Source organism: Ensifer sp. 22460, assembly GCF_052044935.1.
Lineage (GTDB): Bacteria > Pseudomonadota > Alphaproteobacteria > Rhizobiales > Rhizobiaceae > Ensifer.
The window spans coordinates 34482-51825 of record NZ_JBQENZ010000022.1 but is presented as its reverse complement, the minus strand read 5'-3'; the positions used below and the strand labels follow the sequence as shown (position 1 = coordinate 51825).

The following is a 17344-nucleotide window of genomic DNA, read 5'->3' as shown; positions in this document are numbered from 1 at the left end:
CCGCAGCAGGCGACGTGAGCCACGCGCAGGCGACGTGAGGCGCGAGGAAGACCATGCGGCAAGAGAGAGTGTAAGGCAGGAATGAGCGACGATCTGACGGAAATGCTGGCGGCCGAGGAAAAGCCCGAGGAGAAGAAGGATGTCACCGACCTGTTGCTGCACGACATCCTGACCGGGACATTGCCGGCGGGCACCTGGCTGAAGCAGATCGACCTGGAGCGCCGCTACGATTGCACCCGGCCGGAGGTGCGCCGGGCACTCGACCGGCTGTCGCAGCGACGGCTGGTGCAGCACAATCCCAACCGCGGCTATCAGGTCTACGAACTTGACGACCAGCGCACGCGGGAGATCAGCGATATCCGCGTGATCCTGGAGACCGGCGTCGCCGACCGGATGATCGCCAATGTCACGCCTGCGGCCATTGCCGAGCTGCGCGGGCTTGCCCGTCGGTTCGACGAAATGTCGTTCCGAGGCTCCATCATGGAGCACTACGACGCCAACCTCGCCTTTCACCGCGCGCTTCTGCTTCTTGCCGGCAATTCCGAACTTGTCGACGTCGTCGCCGAAATCCGCCAGCGAACGGTATCGGCCCCGGTTTCGCAATGGCGCACGCGGGCCCGCATCGAGCAATCGGCGCGCGAGCACCACCTGATGGTCGATGCGCTGGAAGCCCGGGATCTGGCTGAACTGAAACGTCTGATCGAGATCCACATCCGCCAGGCGCCGATCAGGACCTGAGCGTCTGGCCTTTCGGCGCTTCGCCGGTCGGGCGACCGGTTCGCCGCCCCGCCGACGGCAACTGTGCGCCAAGGGGAGGCCTTAAACAACTCGAGCTTCAGGCTGCCGGATTTTGAAGCCGCGTGATTGCGCGGCTTCCATAGCGGTCCTGCTCAAGCAGGCAGGTCCCGGGACCATCGGCGTTGGCCCCGTTTGATGTCATGCGTAGGCTTCACTCAGCCGCGAATTTCACCGTCACGCCGCGCTGGCGAAAGTATGCCTGCATCAGCTTCCTGCCGGAACGGTTGTTCTGCACGAGCCTGGCCGGGTCGAATACGGCTTCCTTCAACCCCGCCCGCGCCATCGCTGCCTTGAGGGCCGCAATATGCACGTCGATGTCGGCATTGTCCGCCTGGAGCGATTCATAAATGCGGTTTGTTGCCTCTGCTACGGTCGGTTCGCTCACTGTCACACTCCTGTTGCTGTGTGGCTGGCGGTCGCCACATTCGTCGGCTTGACCCTATTGTGAAGAAAAATGCCCACGTCAATGGGTGACGATGGATTGGAGCATCGCGTCCGCTTTCGATAATGCGGCACCAGAAGCAGACCAGGAACCGGCCCCTTTCGGTCGAGACGCCACGGCCGCTTCGCGCCCCAACGCCCGTTGCGATTGATCCGATCGCGGCGTCCGCGGCGAAAGCTAACCGCCAAACAGGATCGTCACCGCCACCAGCACCGCGCCGATCGCCGTCATCGCAAAGGCCATCGGCCAGGGGCTGCGCCCCATATATTGCCCGAGCCGCGCGCCGACGACGAAGAGCATGACGAGCGCAATACCGTTCGAAACGCGCATCGCCAGCGCGACATCGTCGATCAACAGGAAGGGAATGCTGGGCGGCAGCGTCGAGGTGACGACGAGCAGGAAGATGGCGAAAGCCGCTTTCAGGTCATGCCCCGTTACCGCCCTGTGCCTGGGATCGGCGGCAAGCGCCCTCACCCTGAGAAGCAGCGCCTCGGTCTCCTTTGGCGAGGACACGCGGCGCACGTCATCCGGGAGGCTTTCGAGAAACATTTCGCGGGCGCGGGCAAGCGGCTCGCGCCGGAGGGCGTCAAGAAAGCCGCGGCGGCGCACCCTCTCGACAGCCGTCGTCAGCACATACATGACGCCATCGACGATGCCCCAGGCGATGTTGCAGCCGAGGGCGGCGACAAGCACGGCATTGACCCCACCCTCGCTGCCCGTAACCGTGCTCATCGTTCCCGTGAAGGAAAGCGCCATCAGCAGCCCGAAGATGATTTCCGAGAGGCGATCGATCGGATCGAGAACGGGACGCGTTTGGTCGCTCAAGGTTGTCCGCCCCGCGAGAAGAACCGAAGGGCGGCAGGCAGGGGGCGGAAGGCGGCAAACCGCATGCGGCCCCCCTATTGCATCTGCAGGTCAGCGAAGGCGTCACGCACGTGATCGGCAACCGCCAGCACCGGCGCCGGCGCGTCAGTGATCACCTGCAGGCCGATATTGTAGTGGCCGAGATCCGGCAGGCCGTCGCGCTCGCCGAGTTGCACCATCTCGCCCTGGACGAGGTAGCGCGGCAGCGGCGCGATCGCCAGGCCGGCGAGAACGGCGGCGCGCTGGCCGGTCGTATAGGCGCTCAAGAAAGCGATGCGGAACTTGCGGCCGGCGCGCGACAATTTCTCCACGGCGTCTGCCCGCCAAACGCAGCCATCCTCCCACATCGACACCGGCAGCGGATCCTTCAGATGCGCGTTGCCGCACTTGGCGCCGGCCCAGACGAGCTTCTCCTGCATCAGGATTTCGCCGTTTCTCGGCGTTCCCTCGGTGAGGCTGTTGAAGATGGCAATGTCGAGCCGGTGCTCGTCGACCTTCTTGCGCATGGCATTGCTCATGCCGATCGACACATCGATCGTCACGTTCGGATAGGACTCCGCAAAACGCTTCAGCACTTCTGGCAGGATGCGTTCGCCGACATCCTCGGGCGCACCGACGCGCACGACGCCGTTCATGTCCGGCAGCAGGAAGCGCGACACCGTTTCATTGTTGAGCGACAGCAACCGGCGGGCAAAGCCGAGCAGCATTTCCCCTTTCGGCGTCAGCGTCACCGAGCGCGCGTCACGCAGGAAGAGCGTGCTGCCGAGCATTTCCTCGAGCTTCTTGATCTGCATCGAGACCGCAGACGGCGTGCGGTAGACGGTTTCGGCGGCGGTGGTGAAATTGCCGGTCTCGGCGATGGCGACAAAGGTCTTCAGCACGTCCATTTCAAGAAGCGGAAGCGCGTGGCGCATCATCATGTTCATGGCGGCATCCTCGATCAGAAAAACTGAAAGATAAGTTCACTTCATTTCGTTTGATTGAACATCAGCAATGACCGATAGTCAAGCTCAAGGACGACGAAGGAAGGAGAAGCCCATGTCCGCCGCCCCGCTTGTTATCGCCACTCGACAGAGTTCCCTGTGTAACAGCCCCGCGTCGCAGGCAGTGGTACAAATTCAGCATCGAAGGAGCAACGACATGGTCCTCAACACCCTTACCCAAGTGATCGCCGTACTCGACGGCGTTGTCCGGCAGAGACGCGAAAAGCAGATCGCACGAAATCGGGTGGAAGCCCGGCGCGAACTGGCAAAACTGCCGAAGAGAGTCCGCGACGACGTGATGTTTGCGGACCCGCTAATCAATCACCAAGTTTGATGGAAAGCATCAAACATATTCGTTGGAATGATAGATCGGGTTGCGCCATATATACGATTATGGTCGCGACCTGCTGAGACACTCAGAAGGAGCCATGAAATGTCCAACATTCAGTTTTCATCGGCCTCGGAACGGGCATCCTCCCACTCGTCCCTTCCGGGTCTCTTCAATCTGCAGGTTCGTGCCTGGGCAGCGTGGAAGCGCCATCGCCAGGAACGGGCACTGGAAAACCTGTCCTATGACACGCTGAAGGACATCGGCTTCCCGTCGGTCGACGACGCCGTGCATAAGACCGAACAATGAATGACGGCTTGACCGGCCCCGGGCCGGTCGAGGTAGCCGGATACGACGAAGGGCATCGCCGAGAAGGCGATGCCCTTTTTCTTTGCGCGGATGGCCCCTGCCATGCCGTGCAAGAACCCATCGCGCCCTTATTCTGATCTCAGGCAACGGGAGCACGGCACGGCAAAGGCGCGCCTCGAAAAACGCGCGCGAGATTTAAGTCAGCAGTTGCATGATCATCGACGGCCGCCAGACAAAGCACCCTGCAACGAACCCCACGAACGCGAGCGCCAACGCTCCCACGATGCCGTGGCCTACCCACCCACTGTAGGCACCGATGGCGGTCGTTGTCGTGATGATCGAACCGGCCCAAAGAACCTTCATCAGCCAGACAACGCGATGCGCAGCTGTTGGTGGATCCTGACTCATGCAAAAATCGCCTTTACCGCCAACCAAGCGTGCGCATCCAACCCGCCTTGCACCCTTGCCGCGAATGCATTGGGACCCGGTAGCCTTCCGCCGTGGGGCAGTACGAACGTCACTTGTCTTTTACCGACACCCGCCGCAGCCGCCGAAAACGTCGCAATCGGCAAACACAACCCTGGAGCGCGCTTTGTGATTGTTGCGTATCTCTGGCAGTTCTTGTCAGATAACGTCAACTGTGCTGGAAAAACCGTCGCTTTCCTTACAAAAGCCTGAAAGACCGGTGGAACCGCCTTTTGCCGTGCAATGTCGCAATGCGAAATCTCTTTGCGGTCGCTGCTTTCCATGCCAATGTCGCAAACAGACAAGCCGAAGAGTATCTTCCAAGCGACGAATATACACCATCGCCAAGCATGGGAAGCCTCATGAACAAGCCACTGACCAAAAAGCGTTCTCTCGTCTTCTTCCTGGTGCCGAACTTTTCCATGCTGCCGTTTTCGGCGGCGATCGAAACGCTCCGCATCGCCAACCGCATGCTCGGCTACGAGGCCTATACCTGGCGCCTCGCTTCGTCCGACGGCGAAAAGGTCCTCTCTTCGAGCGGCATCGCGCTCGAAGTCAATTCGTCGCTCGCCGACGAGCGCAAGTTCCTGGGCGGCGAGAACCGCCCCTCGATGGTGCTGGTCTGTTCCGGCATCTACGTCGAGGATTTCAACAACAAGTCGGTCAATGCCTGGCTGCGCGAGGTCTACAACCGCGGCGTCGCCGTCGGCAGCCTCTGTACCGGCGCCCATGTGCTGGCGTCCGCCGGCCTTTTGACCGGCAAGCGCTGCGCCATCCACTGGGAAAACCTGCCGGGCTTTTCCGAAAGCTTCCCGCAGGTCGACGTCTATGCCGACCTCTACGAGATCGACAGCAACATCTATACCTGCGCCGGCGGCACCGCCTCGCTCGACATGATGCTGAACCTGATCGACCAGGATTTCGGCGAGAACCTCGTCAACCGCGTCTGCGAGCAGGCGCTGACCGACCGCGTGCGCGGGCCGCATGACCGCCAGCGCCTGCCACTGCGCGCCCGCCTCGGCGTGCAGAACGCCAAGGTGCTGTCGATCATCGAACTCATGGAGGCAAACCTCGCCGAGCCGCTGTCGCTGCTCGAAATCGCCGAGGGCGCCGATCTCTCGCGCCGCCAGATCGAACGGCTGTTCCGCCAGGAAATGGGCCGTTCGCCGGCCCGCTACTACCTGGAGATCCGCCTCGACCGCGCCCGGCACCTGCTCATCCAGTCGTCGATGCCGGTCGTGGAAGTCGCCGTTGCCTGCGGTTTCGTCTCCGCCTCGCACTTCTCCAAGTGTTATCGCGAACTCTACAACCGCTCGCCGCAGCAGGAGCGCGCCGACCGCAAACTGACACTGCAGATGGCGCGGTAAAGAGCGACATAAAGACAAGTCGAAGGGCGGAGCGATCCGCCCTTTTTCGTTTTGCCGGTGACACGTTCAGCTTGTATCGTCGTGCCGCTTGCACGCTCCTTCTTTTTGGGTTGAATGGCTGACACTTCGGCACACAGGAGCAACGCGTCTTATGGCACCCGTCCAGATCAATCCCGCCAAGGTTCGCGAATTCAAGGATTTCGAGAGTTTCTACGACTGGCTCGGCGCCCATCATCACAGCGAAGACGAAGTCTGGATCAGGACCCACAAGGTGAACTCCGGCCTCGCCTCGATCACGCCGAAGGAGGCGATCGATGTGGTGCTCTGCTGGGGCTGGATTGACGGCGTGCGCAAGGGGCTGGACGACAAGAGCTTCCTGCAGCGCTATTCGCCGCGGGGCAAGAAGAGCATCTGGAGCAAGATCAACGTCGACAATGTCGCGCGGCTGATCAAGGAAGGCCGCATGACCGAGTCTGGCCTGCGCCAGGTGGACGCCGCCAAGGCGGACGGCCGCTGGGATCGGGCCTATGCCAGCGGCAAGGACATGAAGATCCCCGACGACCTGCAGGCGGCGATCGATGCCGAGCCGAAAGCGAAAGAAACGCTGGCAACACTCAGCGCCCAGAACCGCTTCGCACTCGCCTTCCGCACCCACAACATGAAGACCGAGGCGGGGCGGAAAAAGAAGATCGAAACCTTTGTCGAAATGCTGAAGCGCGGCGAGACGATCTATCCGCAGAAGCTGAAATAGAACGCCGCAGCCGCGCCTTCGGCCGCCGCAAGGATAGCGAAAACGGCCATCCGGGCCGCCTGCTATCCCTGCCCGTGGAAGGCGCGCTCCAGTTCGGCGATGTCGAGCTTGATCATGCCCAGCATCGCCTCGGTCGCTCGCTTGGCGCGTTCGCGGTCAGAATGGGCGACCATGTCGCCAAGAACGCGCGGCGCGATCTGCCAGCACAGCCCCCAGCGATCCCGGATCCAGCCGCATTGCTCGGGCTCGCCGCCGTTATCGAGGATCGCGCTCCACAGCCGGTCGATCTCCTCCTGGCTGTCGCACTGGATCATGATCGAGAAGGCATGGTTGAACGGGTCGAGCGGCCCGGCTTCGAGCGCCATGAACTGCTGATTGCCAAGCATGAACTCGATGACCTGAACGCTGCCGGGCGGTCCGCTCGGGCTTTCCGCCGGCAAGGTGGTGATGCGGGTGATCGCCGAGTTGGGAACGAGGGAAATATAGAAGTCGACCGCCTCGCGCGCCACCTTCGCAAACCAGAGATTTGAAACTACAGTCGTCATCTGTTGGCTCCTCTTCGTAATACTGGGCCTTGCCCAAGTGACCGAAGGACGATCGAAGCCGTTCCAAACCGACAGTGCCGTCTCGTTTCTTATGCGCGTCGCGACTTGGCGACACAGGAGGTACCACTCCGTACCGGAAGGCGACGACGGAGCCGGGGCGAGCTAGCGGGAAGTCTCGGTACGCATTTGCTCAAGTGCCTTCTCAGCCGAGGGATACTTTCCGTTGACTACAAGCCTGTTGCCTTTGCGCCAATCGTCCATCGAAAATCCCCAGCCTTCCAACCGTGAGATTTCATCCTTCTTCAACGAAAATTCCAGTGGCCCTAAGTAGCTGAAGATCTGAATCGGTTCGACGTGGAGGTGTTTAAAGGCAAAACGATCCTGAACCCGTTTCAAAACATTGAGATAGCCATTGCGCCGCTGACCACCGGCCTCGAATGCCTGATCCGCCGTTTTGATAATGAATCCGGTCTCCTTCTGCATTGTGTGCCAGAGGCGCTGTTTCTGCGGGCTGTCAATTTCTCTGCTTCGGCCGTAGATCAAAATGTAGGACCGAGAGAACGAAAGCTCGTTCATCCAGCGTCCAAATGGAGCTTCGAACAGGGTCCGATCCTGATTCGTCTCCTCCAGCTGGCTCTTCCAGGTTCTCACCTGATGGAGCGCCTGTAGAAAATCAGGATGGCACTCCAGAACGTCTTTCGCCGTTCGAAAGATTGCCTTCTTCGGATCTTCTAGTTCGACGTGGCAGAGCCGAAATTCATCACTGCTTTTGGTGGCATAGCTATAGTCTGTGATCCGCCTGTTGTGATGTAAATGGACCTTCGAGAAAATGGACCCGAACAGAACATCGTGATTGAGCAGGACAGGCGTTGGAAGATGATATGTCTCCTGCTCCAGATACGACTGAAACGCGTTCTCATTACGAAGATTATCGAGCAAAGAAGAAAATTCGGCCTTTTTGTGCTCCACGAGCGCCGCGGGATCAAATGTCATGACTGTCTCTAAAATCTCCAAAGGTATCTTGATACGCACTACCGTTTAAGATGCCAGCGCGTCGAGCAGTGCCAATTCCGAGATCACCCGGTTTCGCCCCGCATGTTTGGCCATATAGAGAAACTGGTCGGCGGCGTGCAGGTAGTTTTCGAAGGATTCGGGGCTCTCGATGGTGGCAAGGCCGATGGAGACGGTGATCGTCAATTCCTCGTCGTCGGCGACGATCCGCGATTTCGCCAGCTCCAGCCTGAGCGCATCGCAGAAGGCGAAGGCGCGGCGCACATCGCAGCCGTTGAAGAGGATGCCGAACTCCTCGCCGCCCAGGCGGGCAAGCAGGTGCTCCTCGCCCACCAGCACCCCCAGGCGCTTGGCCACGTGTCTCAGCACGATATCGCCGATCTCGTGGCCGTAGGTGTCGTTGAGCCGCTTGAAATGGTCGATATCGAGTATGGCGATCGCCGTCGGCTCGCCGCGCCTCAGGCACTGCTCCACCAGGCGCGGGCCTGCAAGAAAGAAATGGCGGCGGTTGTAGAGATCGGTGAGATAGTCGCTGGCCGCCTGCCGCTGCAGCGTCTGCAGGCGCTTCTGGATGCTGGCGGCTTGCGCGATGCGGCCGTTGAACTCCGCTTCGAGGAACGGTTTCTGGATGAAGTCGGTACCGCCTGCTTCGAGAAAGCGGGCGCCCGCCCTTCGGTCGCCGCTGTCGGAAAGCCCGATCACCGGCAGCGCGCCATCGCCCTGCCGGCGTTCCACTTCGGCAAGAAGTGCTGCCCCGGTCATGTCGGCGAGATCGAGATCGGTGACGACCAGATCGACCGCCTCGCCGCTGTCGAGCACCTGCAGCGCATCGGCAGCGGACGCGACCTCGCAGACGGAAATCCGCTGCTTTCTCAGAATGCCGGCAAGCTCGCTGCGCGAGGCGGCATCGGAATCGGCAAGCAGCACCGTCGTCTTGCCATTGGTCAGCGCACGGTCGACGGCGCCGATCAGGAGGTTGATCGATTCAGGCTGATGCTTGATGACGCAATCGAGCACGCCGCGCCCGAGGATCTCTTCGCGCGTTTGGTCGTTGAAGGCTGCGGTGAAGACGACGGCCGGCACCTGATGGGCAAGAACGAATTCGAGCGCCTCGCAATTGGGCGCGTCCGGCAGGTTGAGGTCGAGCACGGCGAGCGAGAAGCTTTCCGGCGCCTGCTCCAGCGTTTCCCTGAGCGCCGCAAGCGAGCTGCAATGGGTGACGCGGATGCCGTGGACGGACTCGAGCCCGTATTTCAGCGCCGTCGCGAACATCCGGGAATCTTCGACAAGGAGCATGCGCTTGTCGCTGTGCTTTTGCACAGAATTCAGCCGGCCTGGCGTGCGGCGCAATCTCACGTCCCTGCAACCCCTCTCGAGCCGCAGGCGTGCTTCCCTTGAAGGGGGTGACGCTGGCTCCGAATATATGAATAGACCTGCCACTGACCGCACCGACCCACTGGCCGGCGTGGTCTGGTGTGACCGGGCTCCCCGCTCCTGCTGGGGCGGATTGAAGACCGATCGGATTGCAATTTCGTTAATGGAGCAACCTGCGCGCGGGATTTCGCGCAGATTGCCACAAAATTTTGGGGATTATTTCTCGTATCAGGCCGAAGCTTGCGCCGGAACCCTAACCTTTTCGCTGAGGGTGCGGATCTTGGTCAGCGTGTCCAGGTTCTGGTTGACGCGGCAGTAGAATTCCTCATTGACGAAGGGGCGGACGATGAAGTCGTTGCCGCCCGCTTTCAGGAAACGCGCCGACAAAAGCCGGTTGGTGGAGGACGAGACGCCGATGATGCGCAGCTGATGCGGCCCGTAGGAACCGCGGATGCGCCGCGTCAGCTCGAATCCGTCGATATCGGGCATGTTGTAGTCGGTGATGACGAGGCCGATATCGGGATTGCTCTTGAGAAGTTCGAGCGCGGCTGCGCCGCTGTCGGCCGAGCTGGTGCGGAAATTGTAGCGCTTCAGCTGTGTCGTCAGAAGTGCGCGCGCCGTCGGGCTGTCGTCGACGATCAGCACGTGGTGCTTGTGGTTGGTGAGGAAGCGGCAGACCGATTCCGCCAACATGTCGACGGCAAAGACGCTATCCTTGATAACGTAGTCGACGATCTCCTTGGCGAGGATCTTTTCGCGCGTCGACTCCTGGAACGAGCCGGTAAAGACGACGGTCGGCACGCTCATGTCGATCAGATAGTTGAGCGCCTCGCCGTTCTCCGCCCCCGGCAGGTTGATGTTGGAGATGGCGAGCGACGCCGGAAAAGTCGCGTTTTCGACCGCGAACTGCAAATCGTCATAGTCGCGGCAGACGATGACATCGATGTCGAACAGCTCTTTCAGCCGCTTCGAAACCATCGACGAGAAGAGGTTGGAGTCCTCGGCAAGCACGATACGGTGCTGGGCAAGGGATTCGCCGGAATAATACATTCCGGAAATGCCAAAAAACGACATTGAACGCCTATGTAAAAGAGTGTCCCCCTACAGCGCCCAAGCGTTCTTCGTGCCCGCAAAGTCACTGTAACTTGCAGCCGTCATGCTAGAGGAGAAAGGCTTTCTCTCGTGTTAATGAGCAACCGACGAAATGACGAGGTCGCGTGCCGGCATGACACGAGGGCCGCCGGATCCCACCATCCCGTCAATCCCTGGACGTCCCGCCACGCCGCGCCTCCGCCGTCTTGCGGATGACTTCGGCGATCTCCGGATTGCTGCTCGACAGCATCTGGAAATCCTCCGCATAGAGCGACAGCAGCGAGACCTCCGTGGCTGCGCTGACGGTCGCCGAGCGCGGCTCGCCCGTGATCAGCGCCATTTCGCCGAAGAAGCTGCCGGGGCCGAGTTCGATCGGTGTCGGCGAAGGGGTCGTAATGCTGACGCGGCCCTCGACGATAAAGAACATCTGGTCGCCCGCCTCGCCCTTGCGGCAGATGATGGCACCCGCCGGGACCACCCGCGGGCGCAGTGCCCGCACGATCTCGACGAAGGCGGCCGAGCCGAGCTTCTGGAACAACGGCACGGCCGCAACCAGCTGCCAGTTGCGCACAAAATCCTGGCGGCGCACCTCCTCGAAAAAGCCGGTGGCAAGAATGCCGGCCCACAGCGCGAAGATGCCAATGCCGCACATCATGACGAGGCCCGCCAGCACCCGACCGGCAAAGCTCATCGGAATCTCGTCGCCATAGCCCGTGGTCGAAAGTGTCACCACCGCCCACCACATGGCCTGGGGAATGCTGCCGAACTTGTCGGGCTGGATATCGCGCTCGATGAGATAGGCAAAAAGCGATGCGCCGAAGAGAACGATGCCGAAGACCGAGGTGACACCGACGAGATTGGGTGCCGCCCGCGCCACCACCCGGCCAAGCAGCCGGAAGAAGGTGAAATGACGCAGCGGCTTCAACAGCCAGATACCGCAATAAAGGCTCTGGTCACGCGGGCCAGCGAGAAGAAATCCGGCAAGCGGAACCACGACGGCAAGCAGATCGATGATGAGTTCGGGCGTCCGCCCGCGATCGTCCTTCGCCCGCTGCCGCATCACCGTATCGGCCAGTTGCAGAACATAGATGGCCCAGATACCGGCCAGCACAAGCTCCAGCGACAGCTTGGCCGTCAGGCCAATATCCCGCGCCGTCAGCGCCGCGACCGTAATAAGCCCCGCCGCCGCCAACAGCCCGTTGAGCGGCGCGGAGATTTTCAGGAAAGGCCGTGCCGACATTCACTCCCCCAGCGACCCGCGCTCTCAGGCGATACCTCGGCCCGACATGCCAGCAGCGCAGTAACGCTTTGATCTTAAGCACAATTCCATCGATGAATCGACGCTTAATTAAGGGATGGTAGATTGACGGTGACGCGCGCTCTAGTAGCGCGTGTCGACCGGCCCTTCGTCGGCTGCCCGTTCGCGATCCTCCTGGTACTGTTCGGCCCCCTCGACCGGCCTTAGCCATGGCTCGCGCCGCTTGATCCAGAGCTCGTAGCTCGGCTTAAGCGAGGTCGGCGCGTCGGACAAGATACCGAGCTTGACCTCCGCCTCACGCGCATCGACCGAAAAAACCCGCGACCCGCAACCGGGACAGAAACACCGTCCCTGAAACTCCGACGTGTCGCCGGTACGTTCAAATTGATCCGCGGGCCAGATGCCATAGAAGGTGAAGGCCGAACCGCTTTCCTTCCGGCAATCCATGCAATGGCAGATACCGACGCGCAGAGGTTCGCCACGAAGCGATACTTGCACCTGGCCGCAGAGGCATTTTCCCGAGAAGATCCTCATGTGTCTCATCCTGCTTCGCAACTGCTGGATCCGGAAAACGACAGAGGCGGGTGTTGGGTTCCCGCGGGGCGGTTCGGCTTCGATGTCACGCGGCCGCGCAACAGGGCCGCTGTGCGGCGAGGTCTGTCTGGTCGGAACCTTTGGCCGTCCCATGGCTTCTGCAAATTGTAAACGGAGGAATCAAACCATGGCACATGCCGACGAACAGGAGATCATCGATCTCGAACAGGAATTCTGGCGAACCATTCTGGAGAAGGATACCGAGGCGTCCGTGGCCATGCTGCCCGAACGGTCGATCGTCGTGGGGGCGCAAGGGGCGGCCATTCTTACCCGCGATGACTATCGCAGGATGGCCGACCAGGCCGAAGGATCCTGGAAGCTCAACGCGTTTCGCCTCGACGACGTCAGCGTCATCTTTCCGCGCGAGGACGTCGCCGTCATCGCCTACACGGTGACGGAAGAGATGGAAGTCGAGGGAGAGCCTTTGACGATAAAGGCGGCCGACGCCACCACCTGGATCCGCAAGGACGGTGGATGGCTGGCCTCCCTGCACACGGAATCGGTGCTCGGCGATCCCTTCGGCCGCGACCGCAAGGCGGCGTAGAGCACGCGATCGACCCGTGAGCGGCGAGGCCTATTTCAGCCTCGTCGCCAAGGCGGATTAAAGTGGCGGGAAAGCCGGCCAGGGCCAATCTCCGGCACGCGAACCCACACCGACAAACCGGCTGCCCCGCCGGCTCTTTTCAGTGTAGGATGCAATCATGAGTGACGCTCAGCCTCTCTTCGACATGCTGCGCCAAAACGTGCAGCCTGACATCGCCGGCGTATTGGAGCGATTTGTCCGGGAAGCGCCGGACCGCAAGCTCTGCCGCGTCAATGCGCTCGCCTTTGCCGCCGAACATCGGCTGGACGAAGAAAAGGTCATCGCCGCCTTCCTGCATGCCTCACGCCTCGGGCTCTTCGAGCTGTCGTGGAATGTGCTCTGCCCCGGCTGCGGCGGTGTGCTTGACAGCAATACCTCGCTGAAGACCGTGCAGAGCGACACCTATACCTGCTCGCTCTGCGCCGCCGGCTATGAGCCGACGCTCGACGAGATGGTGGAAGTGACCTTCACCGTCAACCCGCGGGTACGCCACATCGAGGCCCACAACCCGCACGAGCTGCCGCCGCTCGAATATTTCCGCCAGATCTACTGGGGCTCCGGCATAGATTTGCCGGAGGACGACTACGAGGCCCAGGTCGACGATTTCATGATCGAGGCGCTCGAACTGCCGCCCGGCGAAAAGGCGGTGATCTCGCTGCAGATGCCGGCGGAATTCATCATCGTCTTCGAGCCGGTGACCCATGCCGCGCAATTCATTGACGTCAAGGGCGAGCCGACCAAGGAACGGCGGACGCTGTCGCTCGTCTTCGATCGCGGCCATCGCCACGACGAGGCGTTGACCATGCAGCCGGGTCCGCTGCGCATCCAGGTGGAAAACCATACGGATGTGCGCACCCTGCCCTCGGTCTGTATCGCCAATGACACCCTGCACGATATTCTCGGCCGTCGGCGTCCGTTCCTCACCGCCAAGCGGCTGCTTTCCAACCAGACCTTCCGCGATATCTACCGCACCGACACGATCGACGTAGACCAGCGGCTGAAGATCACCAGCCTCACCTTCCTCTTCTCGGATCTGCGCGGCTCCACCGAACTTTACGAGCGGGTCGGCGATCTCGCAGCCTTCGATCTGGTGAAGACCCATTTCAGCGCCGTCAACGAGATCGTTGCCGCCGAGGCGGGCGCCGTGGTCAAGACGATCGGCGACGCGGTCATGGCAACCTTCCCGACGCCGGATCGCGCGGTTGCCGCGGCCATGCGCATGCGCGAGGCGATGCGACAGCTCAACGAGGACCGGGGCTCCGAGGATCTGCTGTTGAAGATCGGCATCCACGAGGGGCCGTGCATCGCCGTCAACCTCAACGAGCGCCAGGATTATTTCGGCCAGACGGTCAATATCGCCTCGCGCGTCCAGCATCTCGCGAGTTCGCGCGAGATCTTCGCCACCAGCTCCGTGCTCGACGACCCGCGCACCTCCGGCCTGCTCAGCGACCGCGGCCTCAATCCGCAGTCGCACAATGTCGCTCTGCGCGGCATCACCAACGAGATCAGTATCTTCTCGATCCCGTAAGCGCGGCCGGCCTTCTGGATCGCCGCAATTCCGGACGGAAAACCGTTTCACACTTTTCCTGGAATTGCTTGGAACCTCCGCAATTCCGGACGGAAAACCGTTTCACACTTTTCCTGGAATTGCTTGGTATCTCCGCAATTCCGGACGGAAAACCGCTTCGCACTTTTCCTGGAATTGCTTGGTATCTCCGCAATTCCGGACGGAAAACCGCTTCGCACTTTTCCTGGAATTGCTTAGACCACCGGCGGTATCAGCGTCAGCACGTCGCCGTCATCAGGGATCACCAGCTTCGTCAAGGGGATGCCATGGGCATCGGCTGCTGCCCGCAGCTCCTTTCGGCTGACCGTCGCGTGATCCAGCGCCTCCATGTGCGTTGCAATGACGGTGCTGTTTTTCGCCGTCTCGCAGACCTTGATCGTCTGCTCGGCATCCATGACGATGAGATCGCCATCCCACTTCGCTCCGCAGGAATGGGTGACGATGATGTCAGGCTTCGTTTCGCGGATCGTCTTCTCGATCGCCGGGTAGAAAACCGTGTCGCCGGCCCAGTAGACCGTCGGCTCGCCCCTCGCCTCAAGGCTGAAACCGATGACAGGCCCCATGTCCTGGACCACAGGGCCGAGCCCATGACTGCCATCGCGCCGGGTCAGCGTCAGCCCCTGCCAGCTGGCCTTGTCGGAAAGCGGCGTGACGTCGCGAAAGCCGGCGGCACGGATCGCCTCCTCGTCGCCCGGCTGGCAGAGGATCGGCAGCCCCTTCGGCACCCGCTCCTTGGCGGTGTCGTCGAAGTGATCCTCATGCAGATGCGAGATGATGACGAGTTCGACACCGGCCAGGATGGTGTCGATATCGACCGGCAGCTCGACCGTCGGATTGGGCGAGCGCCCGGCAAAGGACGGCAGGCTGTCTTTCGGCCCCAGAAAGGGATCGATGAGCACGGTATGGCCGGCATAGTCGAGCTTGAGCGTGGCGTTGCGGATAAGCTGGAGTTTCATGGGGAGTCCTCCCTTGCCGGAAAGCGGTGACGGATGTCGCCGTGATCCTTGCTGAGGCGGCGGTAAAATCAAGAGCCGAAATTTGCCCTCTGCCACGCCGCCAAAGGGCGCGCAACGGCGTTCGGCCGGCGGAGCTGAGACGCTCCAGCCAACGCCGGCAGCGTACGGATCGCCGCTTGCCACACGCAGCTTCACCGCCAGCCACAATCCCAGGGCTGGCCCCTTGCCGCCCGGTGACAGGCGAAGGCACGACCGCAGGAGTGCGTGGCGGCTATCGTCGTCCTGCCGCGGCCAGAGCCGCGGGAAAACATCTGCCGGAAGGCGACGTCCGCATTGTCGGGGCAGCCGGCAAAGCTCTTCTTTTTCAGCTCGGCCGGCGGGCTGATCGCTCGCGTGCCGGTGCTCTTCGCCGGTGTCTTGGCGGTGCCCTGGGTCGCGCTCGGCTCGGGCAGTTTGGCCTCGCGCCGGATCGTCACGCAACGGCCGTCTTTTGCCTCCTGGTTTCGCGCGCAGGCAAGCGGGCAGATCCGCGCCTTCTCGGCCTTCAGGCGCTCGAGCACGTCGCTGGAAGGTTCGAGCGTTGCGAGTTCAGCCTTGCTGTGCCTGGCAAATGCCTCCAGCGCCTTGCGGCTGCCGGCGCCCCACAGCCCATCCTCGCTGCCGGCCCGACAGCCGAGCCGGTTCAGCTGCTGCTGGATCGATCGGGTCAAGGCGCGATCGTCGGTACCCGCTGCGGCTGCGGCCAGATCAACGGCCGCCACGGCCTGGCCGGCGGGCACGTCGGTAACGCCCTCCGTTGCCGGGGCGGAGACCCGCTCGATGATGCGGATCTTGGCCTTCGCCAGGGATGCGAAAGCACCATCGGGATATTGCTGCAGATAGGCGTCGAACAGATCGCGCTCCGTCCCATCCTTGATCGTTTCCCAATAGGCAAGCTCAGCAGTCTGGTCCGTCGCCGGCTCCCTGACCGACGCCGGTTGGCCGCCATCGGCAGGCTTCAGCACCACCTCGCCGGTCAGCGAGGAATTGTCCCAGGGCACCTGCTTGCCGCCGGTTGCCGCAAGAACGTCGCGGCGCACCTCGATCAGCTCGCGGGTGATGTCGCGTCCCGGCTGGCCGAGATGCTTGAGCAGCGCCGATGTAAAGGGCGAGTTTCGCCCGCTGCCGTCGAGCGCGACATTGCCGGGCTGGGTGGCAAAGGCGATCAGCGTGCCGATGCCGGTGCCGACCTTGGCAAGTCCGCGGCCGACCGAGGCCGATCGGGTGCCCATGGAGCGGGCGAGATTGACCGCGAGCGGATTGTCGCGACAGGCATCAAGCAGCACGACATTGACCCTGGTGCTGCGCTCCATCGCCGACAGGATCAGGTTCATCGGCACCGCCTCGAAATCAAGATCGACATGGGAGGCGAGCTTGGCGTCGACAGGGGCAAGATAATTTTCGCCGTCCACCTGAAGACCATGGCCGGCATAGTAGAAAAGCGCCAGATCGGCGCCATCGAGACGGTCGACGAAATCGCGCAATACGCGCCGCACGCCCGAGAGGTCGAGATCCACACCGATCACCACCTCGAAGCCGAGCCCTTCGAGCTTGGCCGCCATGTCGGCAGCGTCATTGCCGGGATTGGGCAACGCCGCCACATGCTGATAGGCGGAATTGCCGATGACCAGCGCCACGCGCTTCTCGGCAAACGCTTGCGTGGCGCAAAACACCAATAGGACGGCCAAGGCGATGCGAAGGAATGGCATGGTTCCCCTCCCGCAATGCGCGAACGACCGTGGCGAGCAACGTCGGCCGAACAGCCGAGCTTGCTACCCGGCATGGGTCGTGTCAATGCGCTTCGATGGGATGGCAAAGGCATTCGCCGGGGCCACCCCGTCTCTCGTCGTATTGACGGGCGGGAGTGCCGGTTCATTCGCCATCCAATGGGATTGGCGCGCCGTGATTAGCTGTGGGCGCCAATGCATTCCGCTCTCAAGTGGAAACATTGAGAGCGGAAAACTGCTCTCGACTTCAAGAGCCAGAGCGTCTTTGTGCGTTCGTCTGAAACTGCTGCG

20 protein-coding genes are annotated in these 17344 nt (G+C 61.8%); 7 read left to right on the top strand and 13 right to left on the bottom strand.

Annotation, left to right across the window (positions count from 1 at the left end; translation table 11 throughout):
* Window positions 1-81: 81 nt before the first annotated feature.
* The gene (locus ACTJKM_RS24440; RefSeq protein WP_058327032.1) at window positions 82-738 is read left to right on the top strand and encodes a GntR family transcriptional regulator; all 657 of its coding nucleotides are present in this window, start codon (window positions 82-84) and stop codon (window positions 736-738) included.
* A gap of 211 nt (window positions 739-949) precedes the next feature.
* Here the strand turns inward: ACTJKM_RS24440 and ACTJKM_RS24435 are convergent, their stop codons facing one another.
* From ACTJKM_RS24435 to ACTJKM_RS24425, 3 genes are all read right to left on the bottom strand, one after another.
* Window positions 950-1183, bottom strand: a complete 234-nt coding sequence (locus ACTJKM_RS24435; RefSeq protein WP_058327033.1) for a hypothetical protein — start codon at window positions 1181-1183, stop codon at window positions 950-952.
* 234 nt (window positions 1184-1417) lie between these two features.
* Window positions 1418-2065 carry a VIT1/CCC1 transporter family protein gene (locus ACTJKM_RS24430; protein WP_058327034.1) on the bottom strand — a complete coding sequence of 216 codons (648 nt, stop codon included), beginning with the start codon at window positions 2063-2065 and terminating at the stop codon, window positions 1418-1420.
* Between the two features lie 74 nt (window positions 2066-2139).
* On the bottom strand, window positions 2140-3030 hold the full coding sequence (locus ACTJKM_RS24425) for a LysR substrate-binding domain-containing protein (RefSeq protein ID WP_057254074.1): 891 nt from the start codon (window positions 3028-3030) through the stop codon (window positions 2140-2142).
* Between the two features lie 214 nt (window positions 3031-3244).
* Here ACTJKM_RS24425 and ACTJKM_RS24420 point away from each other — a divergent pair, with 214 nt between their 5' ends.
* Together ACTJKM_RS24420 and ACTJKM_RS24415 are read left to right on the top strand one after the other, a co-directional pair.
* Complete coding sequence (locus tag ACTJKM_RS24420; protein ID WP_156436842.1) at window positions 3245-3421, top strand: hypothetical protein; 177 nt, start codon at window positions 3245-3247, stop codon at window positions 3419-3421.
* A gap of 99 nt (window positions 3422-3520) precedes the next feature.
* On the top strand, window positions 3521-3724 hold the full coding sequence (locus tag ACTJKM_RS24415; protein WP_058327036.1) for a hypothetical protein: 204 nt from the start codon (window positions 3521-3523) through the stop codon (window positions 3722-3724).
* 195 nt (window positions 3725-3919) lie between these two features.
* Here ACTJKM_RS24415 and ACTJKM_RS24410 read toward each other — a convergent pair whose 3' ends face one another.
* Window positions 3920-4132, bottom strand: a complete 213-nt coding sequence (locus ACTJKM_RS24410) for a hypothetical protein (RefSeq protein ID WP_058327037.1) — start codon at window positions 4130-4132, stop codon at window positions 3920-3922.
* Complete coding sequence (locus ACTJKM_RS24405) at window positions 4129-4473, bottom strand: hypothetical protein (RefSeq protein ID WP_156436843.1); 345 nt, start codon at window positions 4471-4473, stop codon at window positions 4129-4131. The genes ACTJKM_RS24410 and ACTJKM_RS24405 overlap by 4 nt, the downstream gene beginning before the upstream one ends.
* A gap of 78 nt (window positions 4474-4551) precedes the next feature.
* Between ACTJKM_RS24405 and ACTJKM_RS24400 the strand changes: the two genes are divergently transcribed.
* Window positions 4552-5556: a GlxA family transcriptional regulator gene (locus ACTJKM_RS24400; RefSeq protein ID WP_057254457.1), complete on the top strand. Its 1005-nt coding sequence runs from the start codon at window positions 4552-4554 to the stop codon at window positions 5554-5556.
* A gap of 151 nt (window positions 5557-5707) precedes the next feature.
* Window positions 5708-6307, top strand: a complete 600-nt coding sequence (locus ACTJKM_RS24395; protein WP_058327038.1) for a YdeI/OmpD-associated family protein — start codon at window positions 5708-5710, stop codon at window positions 6305-6307.
* Window positions 6308-6369: 62 nt separating this feature from the next.
* Here the strand turns inward: ACTJKM_RS24395 and ACTJKM_RS24390 are convergent, their stop codons facing one another.
* From ACTJKM_RS24390 to ACTJKM_RS24365, 6 genes are all read right to left on the bottom strand, one after another.
* Window positions 6370-6852 (bottom strand): VOC family protein, encoded by a 483-nt coding sequence (locus ACTJKM_RS24390; protein ID WP_058327039.1) that lies wholly within the window; start codon window positions 6850-6852, stop codon window positions 6370-6372.
* A 162-nt stretch (window positions 6853-7014) separates the two neighbouring features.
* The gene (locus tag ACTJKM_RS24385) at window positions 7015-7845 is read right to left on the bottom strand and encodes a Shedu anti-phage system protein SduA domain-containing protein (protein WP_440661151.1); all 831 of its coding nucleotides are present in this window, start codon (window positions 7843-7845) and stop codon (window positions 7015-7017) included.
* 45 nt (window positions 7846-7890) lie between these two features.
* A complete protein-coding gene (locus tag ACTJKM_RS24380; RefSeq protein WP_063893340.1) occupies window positions 7891-9159 on the bottom strand; it encodes a diguanylate cyclase in 1269 nt (422 codons plus the stop codon).
* A 306-nt stretch (window positions 9160-9465) separates the two neighbouring features.
* Window positions 9466-10311 carry a response regulator gene (locus ACTJKM_RS24375; RefSeq protein ID WP_057254056.1) on the bottom strand — a complete coding sequence of 282 codons (846 nt, stop codon included), beginning with the start codon at window positions 10309-10311 and terminating at the stop codon, window positions 9466-9468.
* 184 nt (window positions 10312-10495) lie between these two features.
* Window positions 10496-11569, bottom strand: coding sequence for a cyclic nucleotide-gated ion channel (locus ACTJKM_RS24370; RefSeq protein ID WP_058323465.1), 1074 nt, complete (start codon window positions 11567-11569; stop codon window positions 10496-10498).
* A gap of 141 nt (window positions 11570-11710) precedes the next feature.
* Window positions 11711-12121, bottom strand: coding sequence for a GFA family protein (locus ACTJKM_RS24365; protein ID WP_057254052.1), 411 nt, complete (start codon window positions 12119-12121; stop codon window positions 11711-11713).
* 187 nt (window positions 12122-12308) lie between these two features.
* Between ACTJKM_RS24365 and ACTJKM_RS24360 the strand changes: the two genes are divergently transcribed.
* Window positions 12309-12725 carry a nuclear transport factor 2 family protein gene (locus ACTJKM_RS24360; RefSeq protein WP_057254051.1) on the top strand — a complete coding sequence of 139 codons (417 nt, stop codon included), beginning with the start codon at window positions 12309-12311 and terminating at the stop codon, window positions 12723-12725.
* 157 nt (window positions 12726-12882) lie between these two features.
* Window positions 12883-14292 carry an adenylate/guanylate cyclase domain-containing protein gene (locus tag ACTJKM_RS24355; RefSeq protein WP_058323463.1) on the top strand — a complete coding sequence of 470 codons (1410 nt, stop codon included), beginning with the start codon at window positions 12883-12885 and terminating at the stop codon, window positions 14290-14292.
* A 233-nt stretch (window positions 14293-14525) separates the two neighbouring features.
* On the opposite strand, the gene ACTJKM_RS24350 is transcribed toward ACTJKM_RS24355, so the two are convergent.
* Both ACTJKM_RS24350 and ACTJKM_RS24345 read right to left on the bottom strand, forming a co-directional pair.
* Entirely contained in the window at window positions 14526-15287 is a 762-nt protein-coding gene (locus tag ACTJKM_RS24350) for an MBL fold metallo-hydrolase (RefSeq protein ID WP_058327043.1), read from the bottom strand.
* Between the two features lie 191 nt (window positions 15288-15478).
* Window positions 15479-17035 carry a caspase family protein gene (locus tag ACTJKM_RS24345; protein WP_058327044.1) on the bottom strand — a complete coding sequence of 519 codons (1557 nt, stop codon included), beginning with the start codon at window positions 17033-17035 and terminating at the stop codon, window positions 15479-15481.
* Between the last annotated feature and the right edge of the window lie 309 nt (window positions 17036-17344).

Bases quoted from the DNA above. Each gene is read 5' to 3' on its own strand.
- ACTJKM_RS24440 (WP_058327032.1), top strand. From the start codon at position 82: ATGAGCGACGATCTGACGGAAATGCTGGCGGCCGAGGAAAAGCCCGAG.
- ACTJKM_RS24425 (WP_057254074.1), bottom strand. From the start codon at position 3,030: ATGAACATGATGATGCGCCACGCGCTTCCGCTTCTTGAAATGGACGTG.
- ACTJKM_RS24420 (WP_156436842.1), top strand. From the start codon at position 3,245: ATGGTCCTCAACACCCTTACCCAAGTGATCGCCGTACTCGACGGCGTT.
- ACTJKM_RS24415 (WP_058327036.1), top strand. From the start codon at position 3,521: ATGTCCAACATTCAGTTTTCATCGGCCTCGGAACGGGCATCCTCCCAC.
- ACTJKM_RS24410 (WP_058327037.1), bottom strand. From the start codon at position 4,132: ATGAGTCAGGATCCACCAACAGCTGCGCATCGCGTTGTCTGGCTGATG.
- ACTJKM_RS24405 (WP_156436843.1), bottom strand. From the start codon at position 4,473: ATGGAAAGCAGCGACCGCAAAGAGATTTCGCATTGCGACATTGCACGG.
- ACTJKM_RS24400 (WP_057254457.1), top strand. From the start codon at position 4,552: ATGAACAAGCCACTGACCAAAAAGCGTTCTCTCGTCTTCTTCCTGGTG.
- ACTJKM_RS24395 (WP_058327038.1), top strand. From the start codon at position 5,708: ATGGCACCCGTCCAGATCAATCCCGCCAAGGTTCGCGAATTCAAGGAT.
- ACTJKM_RS24390 (WP_058327039.1), bottom strand. From the start codon at position 6,852: ATGACGACTGTAGTTTCAAATCTCTGGTTTGCGAAGGTGGCGCGCGAG.
- ACTJKM_RS24385 (WP_440661151.1), bottom strand. From the start codon at position 7,845: ATGACATTTGATCCCGCGGCGCTCGTGGAGCACAAAAAGGCCGAATTT.
- ACTJKM_RS24380 (WP_063893340.1), bottom strand. From the start codon at position 9,159: ATGCTCCTTGTCGAAGATTCCCGGATGTTCGCGACGGCGCTGAAATAC.
- ACTJKM_RS24375 (WP_057254056.1), bottom strand. From the start codon at position 10,311: ATGTCGTTTTTTGGCATTTCCGGAATGTATTATTCCGGCGAATCCCTT.
- ACTJKM_RS24370 (WP_058323465.1), bottom strand. From the start codon at position 11,569: ATGTCGGCACGGCCTTTCCTGAAAATCTCCGCGCCGCTCAACGGGCTG.
- ACTJKM_RS24365 (WP_057254052.1), bottom strand. From the start codon at position 12,121: ATGAGGATCTTCTCGGGAAAATGCCTCTGCGGCCAGGTGCAAGTATCG.
- ACTJKM_RS24360 (WP_057254051.1), top strand. From the start codon at position 12,309: ATGGCACATGCCGACGAACAGGAGATCATCGATCTCGAACAGGAATTC.
- ACTJKM_RS24355 (WP_058323463.1), top strand. From the start codon at position 12,883: ATGAGTGACGCTCAGCCTCTCTTCGACATGCTGCGCCAAAACGTGCAG.
- ACTJKM_RS24350 (WP_058327043.1), bottom strand. From the start codon at position 15,287: ATGAAACTCCAGCTTATCCGCAACGCCACGCTCAAGCTCGACTATGCC.
- ACTJKM_RS24345 (WP_058327044.1), bottom strand. From the start codon at position 17,035: ATGCCATTCCTTCGCATCGCCTTGGCCGTCCTATTGGTGTTTTGCGCC.